This is a genomic window from Chryseobacterium aquifrigidense (assembly GCF_006716485.1).
GTDB lineage: Bacteria > Bacteroidota > Bacteroidia > Flavobacteriales > Weeksellaceae > Chryseobacterium > Chryseobacterium vietnamense.
On the sequence record NZ_VFPD01000001.1, the window covers coordinates 3247107 to 3271777 of the forward strand.

The 24671-nt window shown below is 37.2% G+C and carries 21 protein-coding genes; 1 reads left to right on the plus strand and 20 read right to left on the minus strand.

The window, feature by feature from the left end; genetic code table 11:
- Nucleotides 1-18 precede the first annotated feature (18 nt).
- The 13 genes from FB551_RS14500 to rpoB all read right to left on the minus strand — a co-directional run bounded on the left by FB551_RS14500 (nt 19) and on the right by rpoB (nt 18888).
- The gene (locus FB551_RS14500) at nt 19-765 is read right to left on the minus strand and encodes a DOMON domain-containing protein (protein ID WP_142017988.1); all 747 of its coding nucleotides are present in this window, start codon (nt 763-765) and stop codon (nt 19-21) included.
- A 1-nt stretch (nt 766) separates the two neighbouring features.
- Nucleotides 767-1291 (minus strand): ankyrin repeat domain-containing protein, encoded by a 525-nt coding sequence (locus FB551_RS14505; RefSeq protein WP_142017989.1) that lies wholly within the window; start codon nt 1289-1291, stop codon nt 767-769.
- Nucleotides 1288-1833, minus strand: a complete 546-nt coding sequence (locus FB551_RS14510) for a YceI family protein (protein WP_047435913.1) — start codon at nt 1831-1833, stop codon at nt 1288-1290. The genes FB551_RS14505 and FB551_RS14510 overlap by 4 nt, the downstream gene beginning before the upstream one ends.
- Nucleotides 1834-1843: 10 nt before the next feature.
- A complete protein-coding gene (locus FB551_RS14515) occupies nt 1844-2191 on the minus strand; it encodes a hypothetical protein (RefSeq protein WP_226798699.1) in 348 nt (115 codons plus the stop codon).
- A 1-nt stretch (nt 2192) separates the two neighbouring features.
- Nucleotides 2193-3035 (minus strand): DUF5777 family beta-barrel protein, encoded by an 843-nt coding sequence (locus FB551_RS14520; RefSeq protein ID WP_047435373.1) that lies wholly within the window; start codon nt 3033-3035, stop codon nt 2193-2195.
- 125 nt (nt 3036-3160) lie between these two features.
- Entirely contained in the window at nt 3161-3811 is a 651-nt protein-coding gene (locus tag FB551_RS14525; RefSeq protein WP_047435376.1) for a Crp/Fnr family transcriptional regulator, read from the minus strand.
- Between the two features lie 197 nt (nt 3812-4008).
- Nucleotides 4009-6156 carry a TonB-dependent receptor gene (locus FB551_RS14530; RefSeq protein ID WP_142017991.1) on the minus strand — a complete coding sequence of 716 codons (2148 nt, stop codon included), beginning with the start codon at nt 6154-6156 and terminating at the stop codon, nt 4009-4011.
- Nucleotides 6157-6189: 33 nt separating this feature from the next.
- Nucleotides 6190-6693, minus strand: coding sequence for a hypothetical protein (locus FB551_RS14535; RefSeq protein ID WP_142017992.1), 504 nt, complete (start codon nt 6691-6693; stop codon nt 6190-6192).
- 70 nt (nt 6694-6763) lie between these two features.
- Entirely contained in the window at nt 6764-7234 is a 471-nt protein-coding gene (locus FB551_RS14540) for a hypothetical protein (RefSeq protein WP_142017993.1), read from the minus strand.
- A 2-nt stretch (nt 7235-7236) separates the two neighbouring features.
- On the minus strand, nt 7237-10077 hold the full coding sequence (locus tag FB551_RS14545) for a T9SS type A sorting domain-containing protein (protein ID WP_226798700.1): 2841 nt from the start codon (nt 10075-10077) through the stop codon (nt 7237-7239).
- A 208-nt stretch (nt 10078-10285) separates the two neighbouring features.
- On the minus strand, nt 10286-10591 hold the full coding sequence (locus FB551_RS14550; protein WP_002976436.1) for a DUF3467 domain-containing protein: 306 nt from the start codon (nt 10589-10591) through the stop codon (nt 10286-10288).
- An 87-nt stretch (nt 10592-10678) separates the two neighbouring features.
- The gene (gene rpoC, locus FB551_RS14555) at nt 10679-14944 is read right to left on the minus strand and encodes a DNA-directed RNA polymerase subunit beta' (protein WP_047435388.1); all 4266 of its coding nucleotides are present in this window, start codon (nt 14942-14944) and stop codon (nt 10679-10681) included.
- 122 nt (nt 14945-15066) lie between these two features.
- Nucleotides 15067-18888, minus strand: a complete 3822-nt coding sequence (rpoB, locus tag FB551_RS14560) for a DNA-directed RNA polymerase subunit beta (RefSeq protein WP_047435391.1) — start codon at nt 18886-18888, stop codon at nt 15067-15069.
- Nucleotides 18889-19578: 690 nt separating this feature from the next.
- Here rpoB and FB551_RS14565 point away from each other — a divergent pair.
- The gene (locus FB551_RS14565; protein ID WP_047435393.1) at nt 19579-19809 is read left to right on the plus strand and encodes a hypothetical protein; all 231 of its coding nucleotides are present in this window, start codon (nt 19579-19581) and stop codon (nt 19807-19809) included.
- 396 nt (nt 19810-20205) lie between these two features.
- Here the strand turns inward: FB551_RS14565 and rplL are convergent, their stop codons facing one another.
- From rplL to FB551_RS14600, 7 genes are all read right to left on the minus strand, one after another.
- Nucleotides 20206-20571 (minus strand): 50S ribosomal protein L7/L12, encoded by a 366-nt coding sequence (rplL, locus tag FB551_RS14570; protein ID WP_034693192.1) that lies wholly within the window; start codon nt 20569-20571, stop codon nt 20206-20208.
- Between the two features lie 46 nt (nt 20572-20617).
- The gene (rplJ, locus tag FB551_RS14575; RefSeq protein ID WP_047435396.1) at nt 20618-21211 is read right to left on the minus strand and encodes a 50S ribosomal protein L10; all 594 of its coding nucleotides are present in this window, start codon (nt 21209-21211) and stop codon (nt 20618-20620) included.
- A gap of 17 nt (nt 21212-21228) precedes the next feature.
- On the minus strand, nt 21229-21921 hold the full coding sequence (gene rplA, locus FB551_RS14580) for a 50S ribosomal protein L1 (protein WP_002976422.1): 693 nt from the start codon (nt 21919-21921) through the stop codon (nt 21229-21231).
- An 11-nt stretch (nt 21922-21932) separates the two neighbouring features.
- The gene (rplK, locus tag FB551_RS14585) at nt 21933-22376 is read right to left on the minus strand and encodes a 50S ribosomal protein L11 (RefSeq protein ID WP_047435399.1); all 444 of its coding nucleotides are present in this window, start codon (nt 22374-22376) and stop codon (nt 21933-21935) included.
- Between the two features lie 267 nt (nt 22377-22643).
- Nucleotides 22644-23312 carry a hypothetical protein gene (locus FB551_RS14590; RefSeq protein ID WP_142017994.1) on the minus strand — a complete coding sequence of 223 codons (669 nt, stop codon included), beginning with the start codon at nt 23310-23312 and terminating at the stop codon, nt 22644-22646.
- A gap of 7 nt (nt 23313-23319) precedes the next feature.
- On the minus strand, nt 23320-23967 hold the full coding sequence (locus FB551_RS14595) for a hypothetical protein (RefSeq protein WP_142017995.1): 648 nt from the start codon (nt 23965-23967) through the stop codon (nt 23320-23322).
- Between the two features lie 11 nt (nt 23968-23978).
- Nucleotides 23979-24599: a hypothetical protein gene (locus FB551_RS14600; protein ID WP_047435407.1), complete on the minus strand. Its 621-nt coding sequence runs from the start codon at nt 24597-24599 to the stop codon at nt 23979-23981.
- Nucleotides 24600-24671 lie beyond the last annotated feature (72 nt).

The following is a 24671-nucleotide window of genomic DNA, read 5'->3' on the forward strand; positions in this document are numbered from 1 at the left end:
GTGTGTTTTTCTGAAAAATTATTCTTTAATTAGTTTTTCATAAGATGTACTTCCATCTTTAAGCTGGATTTCAAGATAATAACTTCCCGATCTCAGGTTTTCAACATTGATGCTTTCTCCTTCCGGTTTTACTGACAGTACTTTTCTTCCTGATGCTTCGAAGATATCAACGGATTTTATTTTATCAGCGTTTTTGAAGTTAACTGTTGATTTGGCCGGATTAGGGTATAGATTTACCTTCTTGCTATTGGCTGCAATTTCATTGGTAGATAAAGTAGCTGCCGTCATCGTTAATGTTGCATATCCTCTTCCTGCATCATGATATCCTAAAGAAGTTCCTCCGCTTTTACGGGAATAGAAAATATTGATGGTTCCCGCAGCATTGGCAATGGCAAAATCTCCTGCTCCACCTGTAAGTGACCTTGTTGCCACTACAGTTCTTGTGGATCCGGATACGGTATTGGATGTTTCTGTCCAGTCCTGAGCTGCATCTGCATTAGGCGTTGTCATTCCTATAAAGGTATAATCTCTGTTAGCTGATGAATTATAAATAAAACCATCTGATCCCGGAGCCATTCCTACCGTACCAAAACCTATTCCCATCATAGAGTTGCTGTCACCGGTTACCGTAATCGTTACTCCTGAAGGAGTCGTATCTAATTTCACCGTCATGGAAGTTGCCGGTAAGTTCACCGTTCCTGACGAAAACTGTGCCCATGCCAAATTAGCAAGAGCTAAACTAAGTGCTAGTAAAGTTTTTTTCATATCAATTTTTTAAAAGATTAATAATTTCCTTGTTGTTGGTTTGTAATGCATATTCAAAAGGGGTCATTCCCATTGAATCTTTCTTCGTTTTATCTGCTTTGTATTTAAGCAGCTGTTCTACCAGGTCCTTATTTCCAGCTTTTACAGCCCAGAATAAGGGTGTATAGCCTGTAGAATCTGCAATATCGGGGTCTGCTTTTTTCTTTAGCAGATGTTCTACCAGATCTTTATTGTATTTTATCGCAAGACCTGCCAGTGCTGTCCCCTCACGACTTTTGTAGTTAACATCTTTTACATTGTCGATCAGAAAATCAGCAACAGCTGTATTCCCTCTGTAACAGGCTAAAATAAGGGGTGAAAATCCGTTTTCGTTGATCTGATTAATCACATCCGGATTTTGTTTCATCAGTTCCTGTACTTCGGGAACTGTGCCGCTTCTGGCAATATCAAATATTGATTTTGCTTTTTCCTGAGCAGATAATACTGAGCCCAGGAACAGTCCTAATATTAAGATGAAATGTCTCATTGTTTTACCATTACATAGTTGTATTCAATATTGACATTTTCAGCCACTTTCTTGGTAACCATTTTGGGAATAGTCACTTTGTAATCCACAGGTCTTGCTACAAAACCTCCCTGCATGTAGATTTTACCATCTTTGGCATATAAAGTAGCAGCAGAGGTAACGGCTTTGTCTACTCCATGAAAGTTCAGTGTTCCCTGAACCGTATATTTCTGAGGACTTGCAGTAAGCTTTGATTTATCAAAATTGACAATTTTCCCTTTGAAAGTGGTTTTCGGATATTTTGCAGATTCAGCGTAGCTTTCATTGAAATGCTCTTCCATCAGTTTGGTTTTAAAATGAAAGTTTTTAACATTTGAGACTGATGCCATTTCACCGTTATCTGCATTGAGAATGACAACATTATTGTCATCCTGAGCGAAAATATCATCAAACAGAGGAACTGAAGCTTCAAAAGTCACTTTTCCTGTTTTAGAGCTATATTTCTGTGCTGAAGCGTAACCTGCAGAAAGGAGTAGTACGCTTAATAATGCTAGTTTTTTCATATCAATTTTTTTAATTTTCATTTAATCCGTCAGCTTTCCATTTGATGAAAATATTGACCTGAGCTGCAGACAAAGATCCTCCCTGGGGCATTTTCCCGGGGTCACCATTAGGTCTTTGGATGCGGTCCAGAATTCCATCTATATTATTTTTTACCTGATCATAGGTAACCAGCGGTTTAAAACTTCCTGCGGAATGACAGCCTATGCAGCTGTTGTCCACAATTGGTTTTACCTCTGTGGTATATTTTACGGGTGCAGTGATGGGTGTGTTATCAGAAATCTCTTCATACGTTCTGCTGTCACAAGCCGTCAGTATGATTGCTGACGACACTATCAATAAGGATGTTAGCTTTTTCATATTAAAAAACTCTATAAAGATTAAACCCAAAGAAAATATGTCCCTTTCCCCATGCTCCTGTAGCATTGGTAAGATATCCGATATCTGAATTTATCTGGGAGTTCGTTAGTAAAAGCTGGAACACGTGTCCTCCTGTTTCTATATCTACGCCCAATGATAAAGGGTTTTTATAAAAACTGTGATCATCAAAATTCACAAAGTATTCTGCATTCAGAGAAACTCTTTTTGAGATCTTGTAGCGTCCTCCCAATCCTGCCAGAAACTGGTTTTTATTTTCAATGGTAGGTTCGTAAAGGTTTTTATGAACAAAGGAAGGGGTAAGCTGTACTGAAAGCTTATCACTGAACCTTCTTGAAATCAAGGCCTGTGTAAGATAAGAAAGCCTGTCACTGAATGTAAGGTGTGGATAGGTATCTTTATCCAGTTCAGTATTGGCTCCCATTACATTGTATCCCACAATATCCACCGGGAAATTTTCACTTTGTTTTACCAGTCTGTATTTCACTGCTCCTTCAAAGGTTTTCATATTCGTTTCCCTGGAAAGGCTTACAGATACAGCATCTGAAATACCGTAGATAACGCCTAACTTGGTGGAAGCGTGGTCCAGACCGAAAAAGTCTTTAAATCCTGCGCTTATATCTCCAAATCTATGGGCAACAATGATGTACCATTCTTTTTTTGCAGCGAGTTTTGTAGATTGTCCTGTTACAATCTGAAGGGCTTTAAAAGCGGGTTGTGAAGTTTCTGTGTTGGTTTTCACCGTGTCAATATCTTTCAGCAGATCTTCCTGTGCAAAGACAAGACCTGAAGAAAATACTGACAAAAATAAGAGAGTTTTCGTCATATACAATTTGAATTAAATTATGATATAACAAACTTATTGAGTTCTCAATTCAAAAACAGGTGATAAAAGTCACCAGCCAAATTGTTTTTATCAATGATAGAAATAAACTTTTCAAACAATTGAAATTAGACAGTTCTAACATTTTCATTTACAGGAACTTTTATTCCTTCTTTAGTCTGCATGATTTCTCCCTCGCTTTCAATTTTTTTCAAAACTCTGCTTACCACTTCTCTTGAAGTTCCTAAACTATTGGCAATTTCACGATGGGTGATCTTAATAGGATTCTTTCCTGAGGATGAAATCTGTTGTTTGATATAGTTCAGAACTCTCTTATCCAACCTATGAAATACTGCATCGTTCACCATATTCATTACTTCGGAGAATCTACGGTCATATTCATGGTAAAACAGCTTGTTGATTTCCGGAAACCTGATAAGCCATTCATGCATGATAGAAACCGGAATAAGAATCGCTTCCGAATCTTCTTCCGCAATAGCATACACCCTGCTGATATAATCTGTCAGAATAGATGAAAAGGTCATGAGACAGCTATCTTTCGGTTTGATATAATAGTAGATCAATTCTCTTCCATCATTCAGGGTAAATACCTTGATAGAGCCTTTTATCAGGAAAGGAACAAATTTATTTTTCTGCCCTTCTCTTATGATTTCAGTTTTTGATTTTATATCAACAGCCACAGCATGCTTTTCGAGCTCTGATAAAAAATCAGCACCCAAAAAGCCAAACTTACTTACAGCAAACGAATTATCAATCATATCTTATATTTTCTACTTTTTCTTAAACAAAGATATAAAAATGATATACGCTTACTACATATTTTTATTTTATTAAAGAAAATTAACAATTATAAAATTCAAATATAAATTTCATTGATTCCTATGATTTGATATAAAAAAACCACAGTAATGAACTGTGGCATTTTTATTTTACTTTAAAAAAGATATTTACAAATCTAAAATCTGTATTTTGCATTGAATCCGTAAAAGAAATACGCTTTTCCAGGTCCTGGATTAAGATCTGTAGGAACCGTGTAATTACTTCCTTTGTCTGAATCATTGATATTATTTCCTAAGAATAAAAATGTATAATTCGTCTGGCTTGTAAGATTATTACCCATCACATACAGGTCCAGATCCAGTTTATTGAAAGACTTTTTAAATCCTAATTTTGAATTAAGCAATCCGAAACCTTTTACCAGATTTGTATTGTTAAAGTCTGAATATACATTTCCAAGATAATTATAGGTATTCACAAGATAAAATCCCGGCTTGGTAAAGATGTCCAATCCTACGGTATATTTGTTCCGTGGAACTCCTACTACTGTTTTGTGATCATAAGTATTCTTTTTCCCTCCTACAATTGTTGTAAAGTCTTTGTACTTCGCATCATAATAAGAAAGGTTGAAAAAAGGAACAATTCTCTCAATAAATGAGTTCTCTGCTCTGTACTGATATCCTACGCTAAACTCAAGTCCTGTATTTTTCTGACTTCCGGTATTAGCCCAGTACGTTTGTCCACTTGTATTACCTGGCAAAAGCAGCTGTGTAAGTTTATCGGAATAGTCTATTTTGAATGCTGAAATCCGGTAATCCAATTTTGTATTCAGTAAAAGTCCGTGTACACTGAAATCAAACATTTTGGCACGTTCAGGTTTTAAATCATCATTCGTGGCATTTGTAGCTGTAATAAATGAAGAAGCTGCAGTAGGGGAATTATATCCTTCGCTATAGCTTAGATTAAGGATCTGATGTTTCCATTCTTTCTGTAATGCAAAGTGAGGAGTACAGGCCAGGTCATACTTTTTATTAAATGACTGATCTTTGTGTCCGGGAACTAAATCTGGTAAGGCATACAGATCCTTCCTGTCATAATTGGTTCTGTTACCACTTATTCCTGCCAGAAATGTAAGTCCCCACGGCTTATAGGTAAGATAATCGATCACAAAATAGGTGGACTGGTCATTATTATATTTAAAATATGAGGCACCATTCATGCCTGTTGTCTGCAAAGGTTCTGTTTCTGAACCTGTAAACCTGTAACTCGAAGTAGTGGAAACAGAATTCTGTATCTCTGCTCCGAAATCTAAACGGTTTTCAAAATCTTTAAACTCGTTCTTTAATGTAAAAGTTGAACGCAGCCCTACATTCGGGGAACTTGTAATTCCATATGCTCCTGCTGAAACACTTTCCGTATTGGCATTGTAATAAAACAGGGTTGTATAGTTTCTTAAATTAGAAGTAAGACTTACAGTATTACCCAATCCTATTCTTGTTGATTTTATTTTTGTTCCTGCATTTTTTCTGATATAAGCCGCATTTCCATTATCGATTCCTGCATAGTAATCATCGTATGAAATTTGTCCTGAAGTGTGTTCGTAAGAGTAAGCCTGACTTGCAAAGAAACTTAACTGATCTTTTTTGCTTACTTTCACCGTACCATTTACATTGAAAAAATTTTTCAGTCCTCCTCCATTAGGTCTGTATCCATCTGTTTCAAGATGCCCATATGCAGCACTTACTGAATAATTATCGTCCGCAACATTCAGCTGTGTTCTTGACTGAAAGGTTTTAAACGCGCCGAACATCGCATTTTCTGAAACAGATGCTCCTTTTGTAAAATCCGGACGGGTATAAAAACGAACTGCTCCACCTACACCTCCGCCATACATTGTTGCGGCAGGCCCTTTGATCACCTCAACATTAGTTACATATGCAAAGTCGACATCATCCAGAACCGTAACCCCTTCAGCGTTGGTTAAAGGCATATTATTCCAGTAAGCTTTTACTCCCCAGTTATTAAATTTCTGATCATTCCCGTACCCTCTCAATACCAGTCTCTGACCTCCAAAATTCGTCCGTTTATCTACCTGAAGCCCTGGCATTGTAGATAAGGTCTGATCGATTGCTGCAGGATTATTTCTGTTAAGGTCTTCTTCAGAAAGGGTTTCTACAGATTGGCCGTGTCTCTTAAATTCTGCACGTTCCTGTTTAATTTTTTTTCTGCCAAGGATATTAATTTCATCTATTGATCCTTCCTGATTCTGCTGTGCATGCGCAATAGTACAACCTAACAAAGCTGCCATGCATATATATTTATTCATTGTTCAAAATTTGTGTTACCATTACTATAATATTCATACCTGTTTTGATGTATCATACATTTCAGGAGGCGGAGGATTAATGGATATATAGGATATAATTGCTGATGGAAAATGGTAGCCCGGGTATGTTCTGAAATCTAAATTGTCAGAAACAGAATATTCTTTACGAGAAATAACTGCTAAAAAAAGAGAAATTTTATATCCAATTTTACAATGCAAAGGGAAATCAAAATGCTTGTGTATATCGATATTTCGTACAGCCAGCTTTTCTGAAAAGTCAACAAGAGAATTGATGATGATATCTTTTTTATCTCTGTAACAGAAAATCTTTTTTTCACCATTAATAATCCGTGTTTGGATGATATCATAAGAATATCCGTTAAGAATAAACTCATTCTTTTCTTTCCACCGGACACCTGCAATATCTGCTTCTGAAAAGCATATGGTTTCTGAATTCTTGAATTTATTTCTCGCAATATTGCATTGCGTTTTTCTATAAAACTCTTTTTTCAGACAAACCATGCCGGAATAAATCATATTATTACACAATATGACGACCGTAAAACATAGAAGAATAAAAAACAGTTTTTTGTACAAATGAAAATATTTAAGGGATGAATTCTCCGGAAGATTCAGTTTCCGTAAATTTTGAAATATTTATTTTATACAAGACCTTCGATCCCTGGGCAGTATATTCTACCCAATTGTCTTTTGGATTTAATTTTTGCGGAACAGAGTTTTCCAGAGGTGCTCCAGCCGTCATTTGATCTGCTGTCTTTGTATTTTCATCATTTTTGTAAGGAAGATTTCCTCTTATTACTATTGTGTTGCCTATGATATTTTGAACAAACGGAATGGTATTTCCTTCCACTCTAAATTTTTTTACGGTGATGACACTATTATTTTTATTTTTCAGTTTAACAGTATATACCACTCCTCGTACCCCTGCTCTTCCACCTATCCACTCTGATTTTTCAGCAGAGATCACAGATAGTGTCTTATCCTGATATAAAGAGGATACCGGCATCCCACAGGAAGCCAGCATCCAAAATACTACTACATACAATTGATTATTCATTTTTAATCATTATCACCTCCGGTACGTCCCAGCACCAGGAAGTTACCACTATATACGATTTCACCTTTAGACTCCGCTTTCAAAATATAATTTCCAGGGACAAGATTTTGTCCGAATTCTTCATCAGACTTCACATTTTTCTTACTGTACACCAATCTGCCCGAGCCATCCACGATGCTTATATCCACACTGCTGTATTTGGCAGTGTCAAATCTCAAATGGGAAATTCCTTTTGAAGGGTTCGGATATATAATGTTCAGATCTCTTTTAGATTTGGTTTCAGCTGTTGACAAAGCAGGCAATGTATTTTGAGTGGTCCATGCTCCTCTGCCATAAGTGGAAACTAATACTGTTTTGGTAGTGGGTCTGTAATCCAGATTAGTAATTCTTATATTTCCGATATTCCCTGTTACAGAAGACCATTCAGGAGTTGTTGCCAGGAAATTGGTAGTTCCCCAAACTCCCATTTCTGTTCCTATTATGACTTCATTTGGATTGTCTGGATTTCTTAAAACTGTTCTTACCGGCATATCAGGAAGGTTTCCTTCTTTATTCTGCCAGGTTGTTCCTCCATCTGTAGAATAGAAAACACTGGTGAGGTTATAGTTAGAAAAAGTAATGATTATTTCATTCTCATTCGCGCCAAATTCTATATCAGAAACAGTACCTGCTATGGGTGATGTCAGCAGGGTGGCTGCGTATGCTGTGGTGTTGGCATTTGCTACTTTAAAGATTCTTCCCAGGTTGGTTCCTACAAAAAGAGTGGTGGAAGCAGTTGTATAAGGAGATACTTTCATCCATGAAATCTGCTCTCCAGACTGTGCTGTTCCTACAGTAACCACATTATTAGTGAATGATGTAGCTGTTGCAGAAAGTCCGCTTGTTCTGAAAAGTGTAAGCCCGGAACGATAAGAATAAAAGACATCATTGATCCTATCTAATGCAATTTCATTTGTAAAATGCCCTAAGTTTGCATTGGTACCAGCTATAAGATTATACACATTGCTAGCCAATAAATAATGATTGTTATTAGTATAGCTCGAAATTTCATAAGTATCAAGATCATCATACTCTGTATACATACCATCTCCCCCTGTACCAGCAAACTTGGAAAGAAAGTTATTGGATTGTGGCACACCATAAAGCCACCATGAACCATTATCCTGAGCCCCGGCCAATAATTCTTCATCTACCGGAGTTTTTGTAGGATTAAGCATTGCTGTGTAGAACTGTGTTACATTATACCTGGTATTTCTTGCCGAAAATGCTCCCGCTGTTCCTATATTCGTTTTATCAGGGACAAAGTAAACTCCTCCGTCATTTCCAAACATCATCTCCTTACTGGCATAATTATTAAAGGGGTTGAATACTATTGCATGTTGGTCAGCATGAACTGTAGAAACCTGCAGACTGGCCATATTGTTATTATCGGACCATTTTGAAATCTGGCTCCATGTACCTCCTCCGTTCGTAGATTTATACAGATCAACACCTCCGATATACACTGTATTGTCATCTTGAGGATCTGCTGCGATCACAAGATCATAAAAAGATTGCCCTCTGGTGAAATCATTAGCAGGAATACTGGTATCTGTAGCCGCAGGCAATGTCAAAACAGGTGCTGCATTATTGGTAGCCTGCCATGTTACCCCTCCGTCCGCAGAACGTGCAATTCGGATTGGTTCTGTAGTTGTGGAGCTTCCCTGCATAAAAGCATAGATTTTATTAGGGTCTGTTTTAGAAAGACAAAAATTGACTCTTGCTCCTGCATTTCCTACATTGTATACCTGATTAAAAGTATTTCCGTCTGCAGATTTAAAAATCCTGCCTCCCGAATCTATATTAGAAAATCTTGCAGTTCTGGTAGAAACCCAAACAGAATTATCTGTGCCAATTTCTATTTGCTGAATAGAATATCCTGTTGTACTGGTTGTATTTGTTGTTGTATCTAAAGCCAGTAAATTGGTATTTTTGGTAAATGTAGCCCCTCCATCAGTAGATTTGTATAAACCAGCCTGATTTAATCCCTGCCATCCGGCATTAAAAGAAGGGGTGGCTACATATGTCCCACTTACCCCTGCATATACTTCTGAGACTCCGTTGTTATTTCTTACTTTAACATCATTAATATAAAAATTTCCATTTCCTATTCCATTCGAATAGGTTACCGGTATTGTAAATATCTGTATCCAGGTTGCACCTCCATCCGTTGATTTCCATATTCCGGATCCTTTAGCATCACCTGTTTCAGTTTCCCCTGTACCAACATAAAATACCTGTGGATTATTTGGGTCATAAGTAATACATGAAACCGAAGTATTGGCCCAGAATGTACTGAGAGGCTGCCATTCATTGGTAATTACGGAAGGATCCTGGTTAACCCAAAGCCCACCGGAAATTCCGCCGGCAAATACTCTTTTGCCGGTAGGATCATTAGGGTCATACATAATGGCCCGTGTTCTTCCCCCTACGTCATAAGGACCTCTTTCAATCCACGGCTCATTCACAATTTTACGGCTAGCAGAGCTATTATAACTGGAAATAAAAGACATCGGTTGTGCAGCTTTATATTTCCCCGCGATAATATCCTCATTTACCTTTACAAGGCCTTCAAAATTGGTTCTCCCTGTGACAGGATCCATTGTTCTCTTGTAATCTTCTTCATAATACTCATTAGGGGGTATTCCAGTTGCCTTAGCAGCTTTATGCAGCTGTTTAAGGTTTCTGTCATATTGGGCATATAATTTCTGTAAATGTTTTTGATTGTTTTTGAGCGTATTATGCTGTGCATTCATATAAGTGCAAAGCAATACCGCCGCAACAGGGTAGATTTTCAGTTTCATTTGTTTTTTTTACGAATATACTTAAATAAATATCATAAATTCAAAACAAATCAATAAATACTGTTGATTTAAAAATAAAAACAACAAAATAATATCAAATACCTATTTGTGCGTTTTTTTATTTTTTAATTAAAAGATTGTTTTTTTTAATTAAAAAACAAAAAGCCCCGGATAAATCCGGGGCAATTATATGATTATAAAAGAAATCTTACGCTTGAACGTTGTTTCCTCCTAATACGAAAGGCTCAACTTCTTTGATTTCTCCGAACTGCTGCTCGTAGTTAGCGATGTTCTGTTGAAGAGCGTTTAATACTCTTTTAGCGTGAAGTGGAGCAAGAATTACTCTTGATCTTACTTTAGCTTGCTGAACACCTGGCATCAACTGAATAAAGTCTACTACAAATTCAGATGGAGAGTGGTTTACTAAAGCTAGGTTAGCATAGATACCAGCAGCTACCATTTCGTTTAATTCGATGTTGATGTTTCCGTCTTGTGGATTTTGATTGTTGTCCATTGTTATAAATTATGTTTTTAAAATTCGAAATTTGAGATTGTGAAAATATAAAAATAATTTCAAATCCCAAATTTCAAATCATTAATTTTAGTTAAGGTCTTCGAATTCTTTCTTAGAACCAACAATAACGTTCTGATACTCTTTCAGACCTGTACCTGCAGGGATTCTGTGACCTACAATTACATTTTCTTTAAGACCGTTAAGATCGTCTATCTTACCAGCAACTGCTGCTTCGTTAAGAACTTTAGTTGTTTCCTGGAATGATGCTGCAGACATGAATGACTTAGTCTGAAGGGCAGCTCTTGTAATACCTTGCAGTACAGGAGTTGCAGTAGCAGGAAGAGCTTCTCTTACTTCTACCAATGCTAAATCTTCACGCTTCAACTTAGAGTTTTCGTCTCTTAATTCTCTTGCAGTAATCATCTGACCTGGTTTGAATTCTTTAGAATCCCCAGCATCTACTACTACTTTAAGACCGAATACTCTGTTGTTTTCTTCCAAGAAATCAAACTTGTGCTCAAGAGCTCCTTCAAGGAATTGAGTATCACCTCCATCTACGATAGATACTTTCGTCATCATCTGTCTTACGATAATTTCGAAGTGCTTGTCGTCGATTTTTACCCCCTGTAGACGGTAAACTTCCTGAATTTCGTTTACTAAGTATTCCTGAACAGCTGTTGGACCTTTGATTCTTAAGATATCTTCCGGTGTGATAGAACCGTCAGAAAGTGGAGAACCAGCTCTTACGAAGTCATTCTCCTGAACAAGAATCTGGTTAGAAAGTTTTACTAAGTAAATTTTTCTTTCTCCAGTTTTAGCCTCAACAATAAGTTCACGGTTACCTCTTTTAATTTTTCCGTAAGAAACTACCCCGTCGATTTCAGTAACGACTGCTGGGTTTGAAGGGTTTCTTGCTTCGAATAATTCGGTAACTCTCGGAAGACCTCCGGTGATATCCCCTGCTTTTGCAGATTTTCTTGGGATCTTGATTAAAACTTTACCAGCCTTAATTTTTTCACCATCGTTAACCATTAAGTGGGCTCCTACCGGTAAGTTGTAAGCTTTTTGCTCAACTCCCTTAGAGTCTACTACTTTTAAGGTAGGTACGGCTTTCTTATTTCTAGATTCAGAGATTACTTTCTCTTCGAATCCTGTTTGTTCGTCAATTTCAAGTTGGAATGAAATACCCTGGATGATATCCTCGTATTCTACCTTACCTGAAGTTTCAGCAATGATAACTGCGTTATACGGATCCCATCTACAGATTGTATCTCCTTTCTTCACTTTATCACCTGGTTTCACAGATAAGATAGATCCGTAAGGTACGTTAGCTACCATTAATGGAGTTCTGGACTCATTATCAGCAACTAATCTGAATTCTGTTGAACGAGACACTACAACCTCAGCTGTATTACCGTTTTCATCTTCAGAAGTAATAGTTCTTACTTCATCCATTTCTACGATACCATCTCTTCTTGCAACGATAGATGGGTTTTCTGATACGTTACCTGCAGTACCCCCTTGGTGGAAGGTTCTCAACGTAAGCTGAGTACCTGGTTCCCCAATTGACTGTGCTGCAATTACACCTACCGCTTCACCCATGTGGATCACTTTACCTGTTGCCAAGTTTCTACCGTAACATTTCGCACAGATACCTTTCTTAGCTTCACAAGTTAATGGTGAACGAACCTCCACAGCTTCTAATCCTGCTTCTTCGATTCTCTTCGCCAAAGATTCAATGATCACCTGATCTGCACTTGCAATAAGCTCGTCAGTTTCAGGATCGTAAATATTATGAAGGGATACTCTACCTAAGATTCTTTCAGAGATTCTTTCAACGATCTCGTCATTTTTCTTAAGTGCAGTAACTTCTGTACCTCTCAATGTTCCACAGTCGTCCTCTGTAACGATAACATCCTGTGCAACGTCTACCAATCTTCTCGTTAAGTAACCAGCATCGGCTGTCTTAAGAGCGGTATCCGCAAGACCCTTACGGGCACCGTGGGTAGAGATAAAGTACTCTAGAATCGAAAGACCTTCCTTAAAGTTGGCAAGGATCGGGTTTTCGATGATCTCCGCTCCGGTTGAACCGGCTTTCTGCGGTTTTGCCATCAAACCTCTCATCCCTGATAACTGACGGATCTGTTCTTTAGAACCCCTCGCTCCAGAGTCAAGCATCATATATACAGAGTTGAAACCACCTTGATCAGTTTTCATTCTGCTCATGATCATTTCAGTTAATCCTGCGTTGGTATTTGTCCAAACGTCGATTACCTGGTTATAACGTTCTGTATCGGTAATTAGACCCATGTTATAGTTAGCTCTAATTTCGTCTACAGTTTCGATTGATTGTGCAATCATCTGTTTTTTCTCAACAGGAACTACGATATCCCCTAATGAGAAAGAAAGACCTCCTTTGAATGCGTTTGAATACCCTAGGTCTTTCATTGCATCAAGGAACTTCACAGTGGTAGGGAAATCTGTATCAGCAAGGATCTTACCGATAACGTTTCTCAATGATTTCTTAGTCAGAAGTTCATTGATATATCCTACCTGCTTAGGTACAATCTGGTTGAATAGGATTCTACCTACAGAAGTTTCGATCAGTCTTGTAACGATTTCTCCATCTTCTTTGATAGGAAGTCTACATCTTACTTTAGCATTTAAAGATACTCTTCCTTCAGCATAAGCAATTTCTGCTTCTTCAGGAGAGTAGAATGCAAGACCTTCTCCTTTTACTTTCATGGTCTCAGTAGAGCTTAATTCTTTAGTCATGAAATAAAGACCAAGAACCATGTCTTGAGATGGTACTGTAATAGGAGAACCGTTTGCAGGGTTCAAGATGTTCTGAGAACCTAACATCAATAACTGAGCTTCAAGGATTGCTTCTGGTCCTAACGGCAAGTGTACTGCCATCTGGTCACCATCGAAATCGGCGTTGAAGGCCGTAGTTACCAACGGGTGTAGCTGGATTGCCTTACCTTCGATCATCTTAGGTTGGAAAGCCTGAATACCCAGTCTGTGAAGCGTAGGTGCTCTGTTCAACAGAACAGGGTGACCTTTCATCACGTTTTCAAGGATATCATAAACTACCGGTTCTTTTCTGTCGATAATTCTCTTCGCAGATTTTACTGTTTTTACAATACCTCTTTCAATTAGTTTTCTAATGATGAACGGTTTGTAAAGTTCAGCTGCCATATCTTTAGGAATACCACATTCGTGAAGCTGTAAGTTTGGACCTACAACAATTACCGAACGCGCAGAGTAGTCAACCCTTTTCCCTAGTAGGTTCTGACGGAAACGACCTTGCTTACCTTTCAATGAATCAGAAAGTGATTTCAATGGTCTGTTTGATTCAGATTTTACTGCAGAAGATTTTCTTGTGTTATCGAATAATGAATCTACTGATTCCTGAAGCATACGCTTCTCGTTTCTCAAGATTACTTCAGGAGCTTTGATCTCCAATAATCTCTTCAAACGGTTATTTCTGATAATAACTCTTCTATAAAGGTCATTTAAGTCAGAAGTAGCGAAACGTCCTCCATCCAATGGAACCAATGGTCTTAGTTCTGGTGGGATAACAGGAAGTACACGCATGATCATCCACTCTGGTCTGTTGATCATTCTTGTATTAGCACCTCTTAATGCTTCTACAACGTTCAATCTTTTCAGAGCTTCAGTTCTTCTTTGTTTTGAACCTTCGTTGTGAGCTTTGTGTCTCAAATCGAAAGACAATGCATCAAGATCGATTCTTTTTAACAGATCTTCTACAGCTTCAGCACCCATTCTGGCAATGAATTTGTTTGGATCAGAATCATCAAGATACTGGTTTTCTACAGGAAGAGTTTCCATGATATCAAGGTACTCTTCTTCTGTAAGGAATTCCATATTTTCAAAATCAGAACCGTCTAATTTTTTAGCAATACCCTGCTGAATCACTACATATCTTTCGTAGTAGATGATCATGTCTAATTTCTTAGAAGGAATTCCTAAAAGGTATCCGATTTTGTTTGGTAATGAACGGAAATACCAGATGTGCGCAATTGGAACTACAAGGTTGATGTGCCCGATTCTCTCTCTTCTTACTTTTTTCTCAGTAACTTCTACTCCACAACGGTCACAAACGATCCCTTTGTAACGAATTCTCTTGTATTTACCACAAGCACATTCGTAATCCTTTACAGGACCAAAGATTTTCTCACAGAATAGCCCGTCTCTTTCAGGCTTGTGAGTTCTGTAGTTAATAGTTTCCGGCTTTAAAACCTCCCCTCTTGAGTCTTGTAAAATAGACTCCGGTGAAGCTAAACCGATGGTTATTTTATTAAATCTACTTGATTTATTTTTATTTGACATAATTTTTTTTAGATTTTAGATTTCAGATTTCAGATTTCAGAAGAAATCATCATTCCAAATTCAAGGATTATAAAATTCTTAGAGTGTCATAGTCTGACATCCTGTGTCTGACATCTGATATCTTACTCCTCCAATCTTACGTCTAATCCAAGACCTTGTAACTCGTGAAGTAATACGTTGAATGATTCCGGAATACCTGGTTCAGGCATAGATTCACCTTTTGCAATTGCTTCATAAGTTTTTGCTCTACCAATCACGTCATCCGACTTCACAGTAAGGATCTCTCTCAGGATATTAGATGCACCGAATGCTTCAAGTGCCCAAACCTCCATCTCTCCGAATCTCTGACCTCCGAACTGAGCTTTACCTCCTAACGGCTGCTGAGTAATCAATGAGTAAGGACCAATAGAACGTGCGTGCATCTTATCATCTACCATGTGTCCTAGTTTCAACATGTAAATGATACCTACTGTTGCAGCCTGAGTAAATCTTTCTCCGGTACCACCATCATAAAGGTAAGTGTGACCGAATTTAGGAAGACCTGCTTTCTCAGTGTATTCAGTAATCTGATCAAGAGTTGCTCCGTCAAAGATTGGCGTAGCGAACTTCATACCCAGTTTCTGACCAGCCCATCCAAGAACTGTTTCATAGATCTGACCGATGTTCATACGGGAAGGTACCCCAAGTGGATTCAATACGATATCTACTGGTGTTCCGTCTTCAAGGAATGGCATATCTTCTTCACGAACGATTCTTGAAACGATACCTTTGTTACCGTGACGTCCTGCCATTTTATCTCCTACATTCAGTTTACGTTTCTTAGCGATGTAAACTTTAGCCAGCTTCATGATCCCTGCCGGAAGCTCATCTCCGATTGAAATTGCAAATTTCTCACGGTTTTTAACTCCCTGAATGTCGTTATATTTGATTTTGTAATTGTGAATCAATTGTTTGATCAATTCATTCTTATCAGCGTCTACTGTCCAGTCTGAACCGCTAACGTTTACATAATCTTCAACTGAAGTTAATAGCTTGTGAGTAAATTTCACACCTTTACCGATGATTTCTTCATCAAGGTCATTTTGTACCCCTTGAGATGTTTTACCGCTTACCAGTGTATTTAATTTTTCAATTAACGTATTTCTCAACTCGTCAAACTTAGCCTTGTAAGTGTTTTCAATCTCTTCAAGTTTAAGTTTTTCTTCAGTTCTTTTCTTTTTGTCTTTGATGTTTCTTGAGAACAGTTTCTTGTTGATAACCACTCCTCTTAATGAAGAGTCAGCTTTCAATGAAGCATCTTTCACATCACCAGCTTTATCACCGAAGATTGCTCTAAGAAGTTTTTCTTCTGGAGTCGGGTCAGATTCACCTTTTGGAGTAATTTTACCAATCATGATATCTCCAGGCTTCACTTCAGCACCGATTCTGATCATACCGTTCTCGTCAAGATCTTTAGTAGCTTCTTCAGATACGTTTGGAATATCTGCTGTAAGCTCTTCCATACCTAATTTAGTATCACGAACTTCAAGAGAATATTCATCTACGTGGATTGAAGTAAACCAGTCTTCACGTACAACTTTTTCGTTGATTACGATTGCATCCTCGAAGTTGTATCCTTTCCAAGGCATGAACGCTACCACTAAGTTTCTACCAAGAGCTAATTCTCCTTTTTCAGTAGCATAACCGTCGCAAAGTACCTGTCCTTTTTCCACTACATCACCTACTCTTACGTTTGGTCTTAGGGTAATCGTTGTACTCTGGTTAGTTTTTCTAAACTTAGTAAGGTTGTATGTTTTAGTAGCAGACTCGAATTGTACTAAATCTTCGTCTTCGCTTCTTTCGTATTTGATAACGATTCTGTCAGCATCTACGTACTGTACTGTACCTGTACCTTCAGCGTTAATTAAGATTCTTGAATCTCTTGCAACTTGTTGCTCAAGCCCTGTACCAACGATTGGAGCCTGTGGCTTCAATAGAGGAACGGCCTGACGCATCATGTTGGATCCCATCAATGCACGGTTCGCATCATCATGCTCCAGGAAAGGAATCAATGAAGCGGAAATACCGGAAATCTGGTTAGGTGCAACGTCGATAAGATTAACCTGTGCAGGCTCCACTACCGGGTAGTCACCATCCAATCTTGCAATAATTCTATCCGTTAAGAACTCACCGTTATCACTTAATTCAACGTTTGCCTGAGCAATTACTTTATCTTCTTCATCTTCTGCATTTAAGTAGATAGGATCTGCGTTAAGTTCAATCTTACCATCTTCAACTTTTCTATATGGAGTTTCGATGAAACCTAGTCTGTTGATTTTAGCATAGATCCCCAGAGATGAAATCAAACCGATGTTTGGTCCTTCCGGAGTTTCAATCGGACAAATTCTTCCGTAGTGAGTATGGTGAACGTCTCGAACCTCGAAACCTGCTCTTTCTCTTGATAAACCACCAGGCCCTAGTGCAGATAATCTTCTCTTGTGAGTGATCTCTGATAGAGGGTTGGTTTGGTCCATGAACTGAGAAAGCTGGTTGGTACCAAAGAATGAGTTGATTACCGATGTTAATGTCTTTGCATTGACAAGGTCAAGCGGAGTAAAGATTTCGTTATCTCTAACGTTCATTCTTTCCTTGATTGTTCTTGCAATTCTTGAAAGACCTACTCCAAACTGTCCTGCTAATTGCTCACCAACAGTTTTAATTCTTCTGTTTGATAAGTGGTCAATATCATCAACCTCCGCTTTAGAGTTGACAAGCTCGATTAAGTGTCTTACGATCGCAATGATATCTTCTTTGGTAAGAACCTCAGTGGTAGTTGGAATATTAAGACCTAACTTTTTGTTCAATCTGTAACGTCCTACTTCACCTAATGAATATCTTTGCTCAGAGAAGAATAATTTTTCAATGATTCCTCTTGCAGTTTCCTCATCTGGTGGATCTGCATTTCTTAACTGACGATAAATATACTCTACTGCTTCTTTTTCAGAGTTAGTAGGGTCTTTTTGTAATGTATTCTGGATGATAGAGAATTCATTGCTGTTTTCTTTGTGAATCAGGATTGATTTCACACCAGCATCAAGAATAAGATCTAAATGTTCTTTTTCAAGAATAGTTTCTCTATCCAGGATGATTTCGTTTCTTTCGATAGAAACTACTTCACCTGTATCTTCGTCTACGAAATCTTCGAACCAAGTGTTCAATACTCTCGCAGCCAATGTTCTCCCTTCTACTTTTTTAAGGGCAGCTTTAGAAACTTTCACTTCTTCAGCAAGGTCAAAGATCTGAAGGATATCCTTATCAGATTCATAACCGATCGCTCTTAATAGAGTTGTTAATGGTAATTTTTTCTTACGGTCGATATACGCGTACATTACGCTGTTGATATCTGTTGTAAATTCCATCCAAGATCCTTTGAAAGGAATAATTCTTGAATAGTAAAGTTTGGTTCCGTTTGCGTGGTAAGTTTGTCCGAAGAATACACCAGGTGAACGGTGAAGCTGCGTAACAATAACTCTTTCAGCACCATTGATGATAAAAGAACCACTTGGCGTCATATAAGGAACCGGACCTAAGTATACATCCTGAACCACTGTTTGGAAATCTTCGTGTTCCGGGTCAGTACAGTACAGTTTAAGTCTAGCTTTTAGAGGAACTGAATAAGTAAGTCCTCTTTCCACACACTCATCGATTGAATAACGTGGAGAATCTACCAGGTAGTCTAAGAATTCTAATACGAATTGGTTTCTTGAATCCGTAATTGGGAAATTCTCTTGGAAAGTCTTGTAAAGAGCTTCTGTCTTTCTGGCTTCAGGAAGTGTATCAAGCTGGAAAAATTCTCTGAAAGACTCAATTTGGATATCCAAAAAGTCCGGAGTGATGATTTTTCCTTTCGCTGATGAGAAATTAATTCTCGGATTTCCTTGAGTTGTTGATTTTGTTTTACTCATAAAACTTTTAAGAAAGGGTTAAAAAATATTTTGATTCATTAAAAAATATCAGAAAAGAACAAAAAACAAGATAAAAGTAAAAGGTAAAAGTGTTTTTGGCGCTCACAAAGGACCTTAAGCTCTTTTAAACGTTGTACTTGGTTCTTTCTAACTGCAACACTGGTATATCTTTTCACAGCGTAATGCAAAATATTTTTATTACTTTTGAGGCAGTATTACCGCAGTATTTATATACACGAAATCCCTTCCATGTTTTACACAATGAAAGAGTTGATTTTCAGTATTTTATAAATTTACAAACAATTTTTCGCGCCAAAAGAAGGGCAAAGATACAAAAAGTTATCCACAATAACAAATAAATCATCTCATTTTGAGACTCTTAAAACAAGAGAGGCTGCCCAAATATGAGCAACCCCTCCACAACACAAGCTAATCCTATGATTATTTCACAATAACCTTATAAGATTTATTTTTACTGGTTTCGCTACCAAACAAATATAAATACCTACCTGAGCGACTTCCGGGAACTTATTGATTATTAATAGAATGATCGCTAATAATTTGTTTTTCACTCTAATTTTGTTTCATGTTAATGTATTTTTCTAGAAAAAATTCTCTTACATACTGTATGATTCATAAATAAAATAACAGTTTATACAATTACCTACGATTGCAAAATGTTACCGAATTATGAGCAATTCTGTCCCCTTCCATATGGCAGAACACGTATTATCTCTGGGAAATATATTTCAGGGATTATTGTTTTTAAAAAAGGAAGATTATCTCGGAAAGTTTTTTTATAAAATAAACAATTTTCTTTTTGATCAGCAGACCCGCTATAGACCACTCTCAAATGACAATCTGTTTCAGCATGCAAGTGAACAGAAACATCAGCCAAACAATTCCGCAGATGATTATTAACAGCCGTACAATATGACAATTCAAACTTTGTCTTTATTACAGATACTAGCTTAGTGCTTGGTTTTCCTATAATTGCCAAAAGCTTCAGAATCCTATGGCTACAGAAAAGAAAGTAATTTCTATCCAATTATTGTGTTTTTTCGGTACAAATATAATATTTTTTCAATCAAAACAATACTTTATTAATAAAAATTCACGCAAAACAAACAAATAACAAAATACAACTAAAATATTATGTTAATATTTACGAAATATTTAATCGTAAAAAGATATATCCAAATTAGAAATAATAATATTAAAATACGATTACAAATTAAAAAGCATACTTACAAAGACTTACATACAAAAAAAGCCCGGGCAAATGCCCGGGCTTCTATATTTATAATAAAACTGAAATTATTTCAATTCTACTTCAGCACCAGCTTCTTCTAATTGCTTCTTAAGAGCTTCAGCTTCGTCTTTAGAAACACCTTGCTTAATTGCAGCAGGAGCTCCGTCTACGATATCTTTAGCTTCTTTAAGACCAGCACCAGTTAAATCTTTTACTAATTTAACGATAGCTAATTTAGAAGCACCTGCAGACTTAAGAATTACGTCGAATTCAGTCTTTTCTTCAGCAGCTTCACCAGCAGGACCAGCCATTACTACTGCAGCAGCAGCAGGCTCGATTCCGTACTCATCCTTAAGGATAGCAGCTAATTCGTTTACGTCTTTTACAGTTAGGTTTACTAGCGTTTCAGCTAAATTTTTTAAATCTGACATTGTTGTAATGTTTTTGTTGATTATTTATTTAATTTTTTGAGTGTAATTATTCAGCAGCTGGCGTTTCGTCAGTGCTTTCTGCAGCAGGAGCTTCTGGAGCTTCAGCAGCAGGAGTTTCTTCTACCGCAGGAGCAGCTTCTTCAGCTTGAGCTTCTACAGTTTCAGATTTGTTTTGAAGAGCAGAAACAACTCTCTGGATTGGAGACTGAAGTAATCCGATGATTTCACCGATCATTTCTTCTCTAGACTTGATGTTAGCCAACATATCTAGGTTATTGTCACCAACATAGAAAGTTTCCTGAACAAAAGCAGACTTTAAAGCTGGCTTTTCTTCTTTCTTTCTGAATCCTTGGATCAATTTCGCAGGAGCGTTTGCTGTTTCAGCAATCATTAACGCTGAGTTTCCTTTGAAAGATGGGAACATTTCAGAGTAATCTACTCCTTCAATTTGCTCCATTGCTTTTTGTAAAAGTGTATTTTTTACAACTTTTACTTTGATATTTTGTTTGAAAGCCTGTCTTCTGAAATCTGAAGATTTACCAGCGTTCAAACCTTCTAAATCTGCTACGTATACTACTTTTGCATCCTGAAGCAAATCTTTGATCTCTTGTATTGCTACAACTTTTTGGTCTTTTGTCATTGTCTTAAGGATTATTATTAGTTAACAGATTTAGTATCAATTGCAATACCTGGGCTCATTGTAGAAGACAAATAGATGCTCTTCACATAAGTTCCTTTAGCAGCAGTTGGTTTCATTTTGATCAATGTCTGGATTAATTCCTGAGCATTTTCTTTGATCTTAGCAGCATCGAAAGATACTTTACCAATACCAGCATGGATAATACCATACTTGTCTACTTTGAAATCAATTTTACCTGCTTTTACTTCAGTTACTGCTTTACCAATTTCCATTGTTACAGTTCCTGATTTAGGGTTTGGCATTAAACCTCTTGGACCTAATACTCTACCTAATGGACCTAATTTACCCATTACAGCTGGCATTGTAACGATAACGTCAACATCTGTCCAACCTTCTTTGATTTTTTGTAAATATTCGTCAAGACCTACATAATCAGCACCAGCAGCTTTAGCTTCTGCTTCTTTATCTGGAGTTACAAGAGCTAATACTTTAACATCTTTACCAGTACCGTGAGGAAGAGACACAACACCTCTTACCATTTGGTTTGCTTTTCTAGGGTCTACTCCTAATCTTACAGCGATATCTACAGAAGCATCAAACTTTGTAGTGTTCACTTCTTTTACAAGAGCTGAACCTTCTTCAAGGTTATAGATTCTTCCTTTTTCTACTTTGCTTAAAGCTTCCTTTTGCTTTTTAGTTAATTTTGCCATTTCTTTAGGTTTTAAGCGTTAGTTGGTTTAGTTCCTGTTACTCTTAATCCCATAGATCTAGCAGTACCTGCAACCATAGAAAGAGCAGAGTCCATTGTAAAACAGTTAAGATCCGCCATTTTATCTTCGGCGATTTTCTTTACTTGTTCCCAAGTTACAGAACCTACTTTGTTTCTGTTTGGTTCACCAGAACCTCCCTTGATTTTAGCTGCATCCATTAACTGGATTGCTGCAGGTGGAGTTTTAATAACGAATTCAAAAGATTTGTCTTCGTATACTGTAATTACTACAGGTAAAACTTGCCCTGGCTTATCTTGGGTTCTTCCGTTAAATTGCTTACAAAACTCCATGATGTTCACACCTGCAGAACCCAATGCTGGACCTACTGGTGGAGAAGGGTTAGCTGCGCCACCTTTCACCTGAAGCTTTACCATTTTAAAGACTTTCTTAGCCATTGTTTGTTTTTTAAATTTGAATAATTAATGAGTTTGGAAGCATTTATTATTCAGTAGGTTATGCACTCACATAACAATAAACCTACTTTTTGGACTGCAAAAGTATAAAATATTTTTGAAATAGCAAACGGAAATTGCTGATTTTTAAAAAGTTTTAAAAAAATAAATCAATCCCCATTATTGTATCATTAAAAATTCCTGCCTAAAAACAAAAACGGTTATTTGTATTAAATAACCGTTTCAAAATATTTTAAAAGGAAAGACTGATTAAAAACCGGAAGGTCTGTTAATTGTTTTTGCAGAACCGTCATTTCCACCAAGATCATCATTGATATCGTTTATATTTTGTTTTTCAATTAATCTTCTGTAGGCCATCAGATAAAGGTCAACAGTAAAGTTGTTATATACTCTTGATGGTGTAGTAGAGTTTGTGGCAATAATTCTGCTGTCAGTAAATCTTGCTCTTACGTGCCATGTTCCATTACTTTTGAAGGCAACAACATCAGGTGATCCCTGCTTGTTGTCATTCACTCCGTTATCTCCATAATCAAGCATAACGTTAGTAGTTCCGTCATTCAGTTTGAATGAATAGTTGTGAAGGATAACCAAAAAATTGTTTGCATCAATTTTGGTATCATAATCTGCTATTCCTGTTCCGGATACTCCGGTAAGAGTAAGCTTAAGATAATTGAACAGTCCGCTGCTTTCCAAAGCGGGATCATACAATTGCAAAGCATTCTGAGAAGTTGCTAAAAAGCTACCACCCGTCAACGTAGGTTCTCCCGGATTTCTTAAATACAGAGAATTCGTATAGGTTTTTCCATTAACATCAAGTGTTTCTGTAGGATTAGCGGTATTCACCCCTACTTTTCCTTTCTGGGCATTCAAAACCATCCCAAGGCACATGATTATTGTGATATAAATTTTTCTTTTCATAGTTTTTTTATTGAAGCCCTAAAGGCGTATTGGTTGATACTCCTGAATATCCCGGTGAAGCAGATGCTGAAACAGAACCATTAAAAGTTCCCCAGTCTTTAACTAATGATTTTTCAAAAACATTTAAGGTAAGTGTCCACGTTCCATTGATGGAAGAAACCGTTCCTGCTCCTTTAAAAGCTAAATTAATAGCATGATATTTTTTACCTCCACTGCTTACCTGCGTAATTTCAGTTGAATAGGAACCATAAGATTTTGGATTGGTAGTTGTATTCGCTGCCGAAACCGCTCCTGTAAAAACAGCACCTGTAATTGCCACAACATATTTACTCGCATCTAATCCTGTATTGAGATTTACAACTTCATCCTGTCTCACATTTTTCAATACAACATTATACATATTTACAGGCGCTACATTACGGAGCGATATATCCAGCAGCTTCACCTTACCTACCGGTGAAGTATCTTTTGATCGGGTAAGAAGAAGATAGTTTCCGCTTGCCTTTGTATTTTCAGTATCTATTAAATAAGATTCCACTAATGTTTCCCCTTCAACATCCAATGTTCCTTTAGGTGTTGTAGTATTTATTCCTACTTGTGCATGTAAGCTTAAAGCGGCAAAACCCGTGAAAAGTATTGCAATAATTTTTTTCATAATGTATGTTTTTATTGAATTAATGGAGCTGTTGCTGCACCAGTAGTTGAACCATTAAGGTTTTGTGTTGAATTAAAATCTTTGGCATATGATCTGTCAAACACCAGTAAGTTAAGTGTCCACACTCCTGTAGGGAAAGAATTATCGGGAGAAAATCCCTGGTAATCGGCTTTAAGCTTCCACGTTCCTCCTGACGAGTACGCAAAGATCTGAGGCATTGGAGTAAGCCAGTCTGCAGAATACGTTCTTGTGGGCTGTGTAAATCCAAAAGAAGAAATTACCACCAAAAATTTGCTGGAATTGATCTTTGTATCAAATTGGTTTACCCAATCTTTGTCTGTAGGATCACAGGTAATCTTGAACTGAATAAGGTTAATAGGTGCCGGTGAATTAGGTACAAAAGAATCATTATACGCTGTAATTTTGTTTTCCGGTGCCGGAGATTTAATAATGAAAGTGTAATTCTCATCCGCTTTCAGTTTTTCCAGGGGTTGTTTAAAAACAATTCCTGATGTCTTCATTGTACCATTTACGGTAAGTTCTTTTTCTGGAGTCGCAGTATTGATACCAACCTGCGCACTCACGAGCACAGATGTGCCCACCAGAGTGATCATCGAAATAATTTTTGTCATTGAGTTATGTGTTTATAAAACTTGTGTTTTGAGTGGCTGATCCGAATTTTATTTTTATTTAAACATACAATA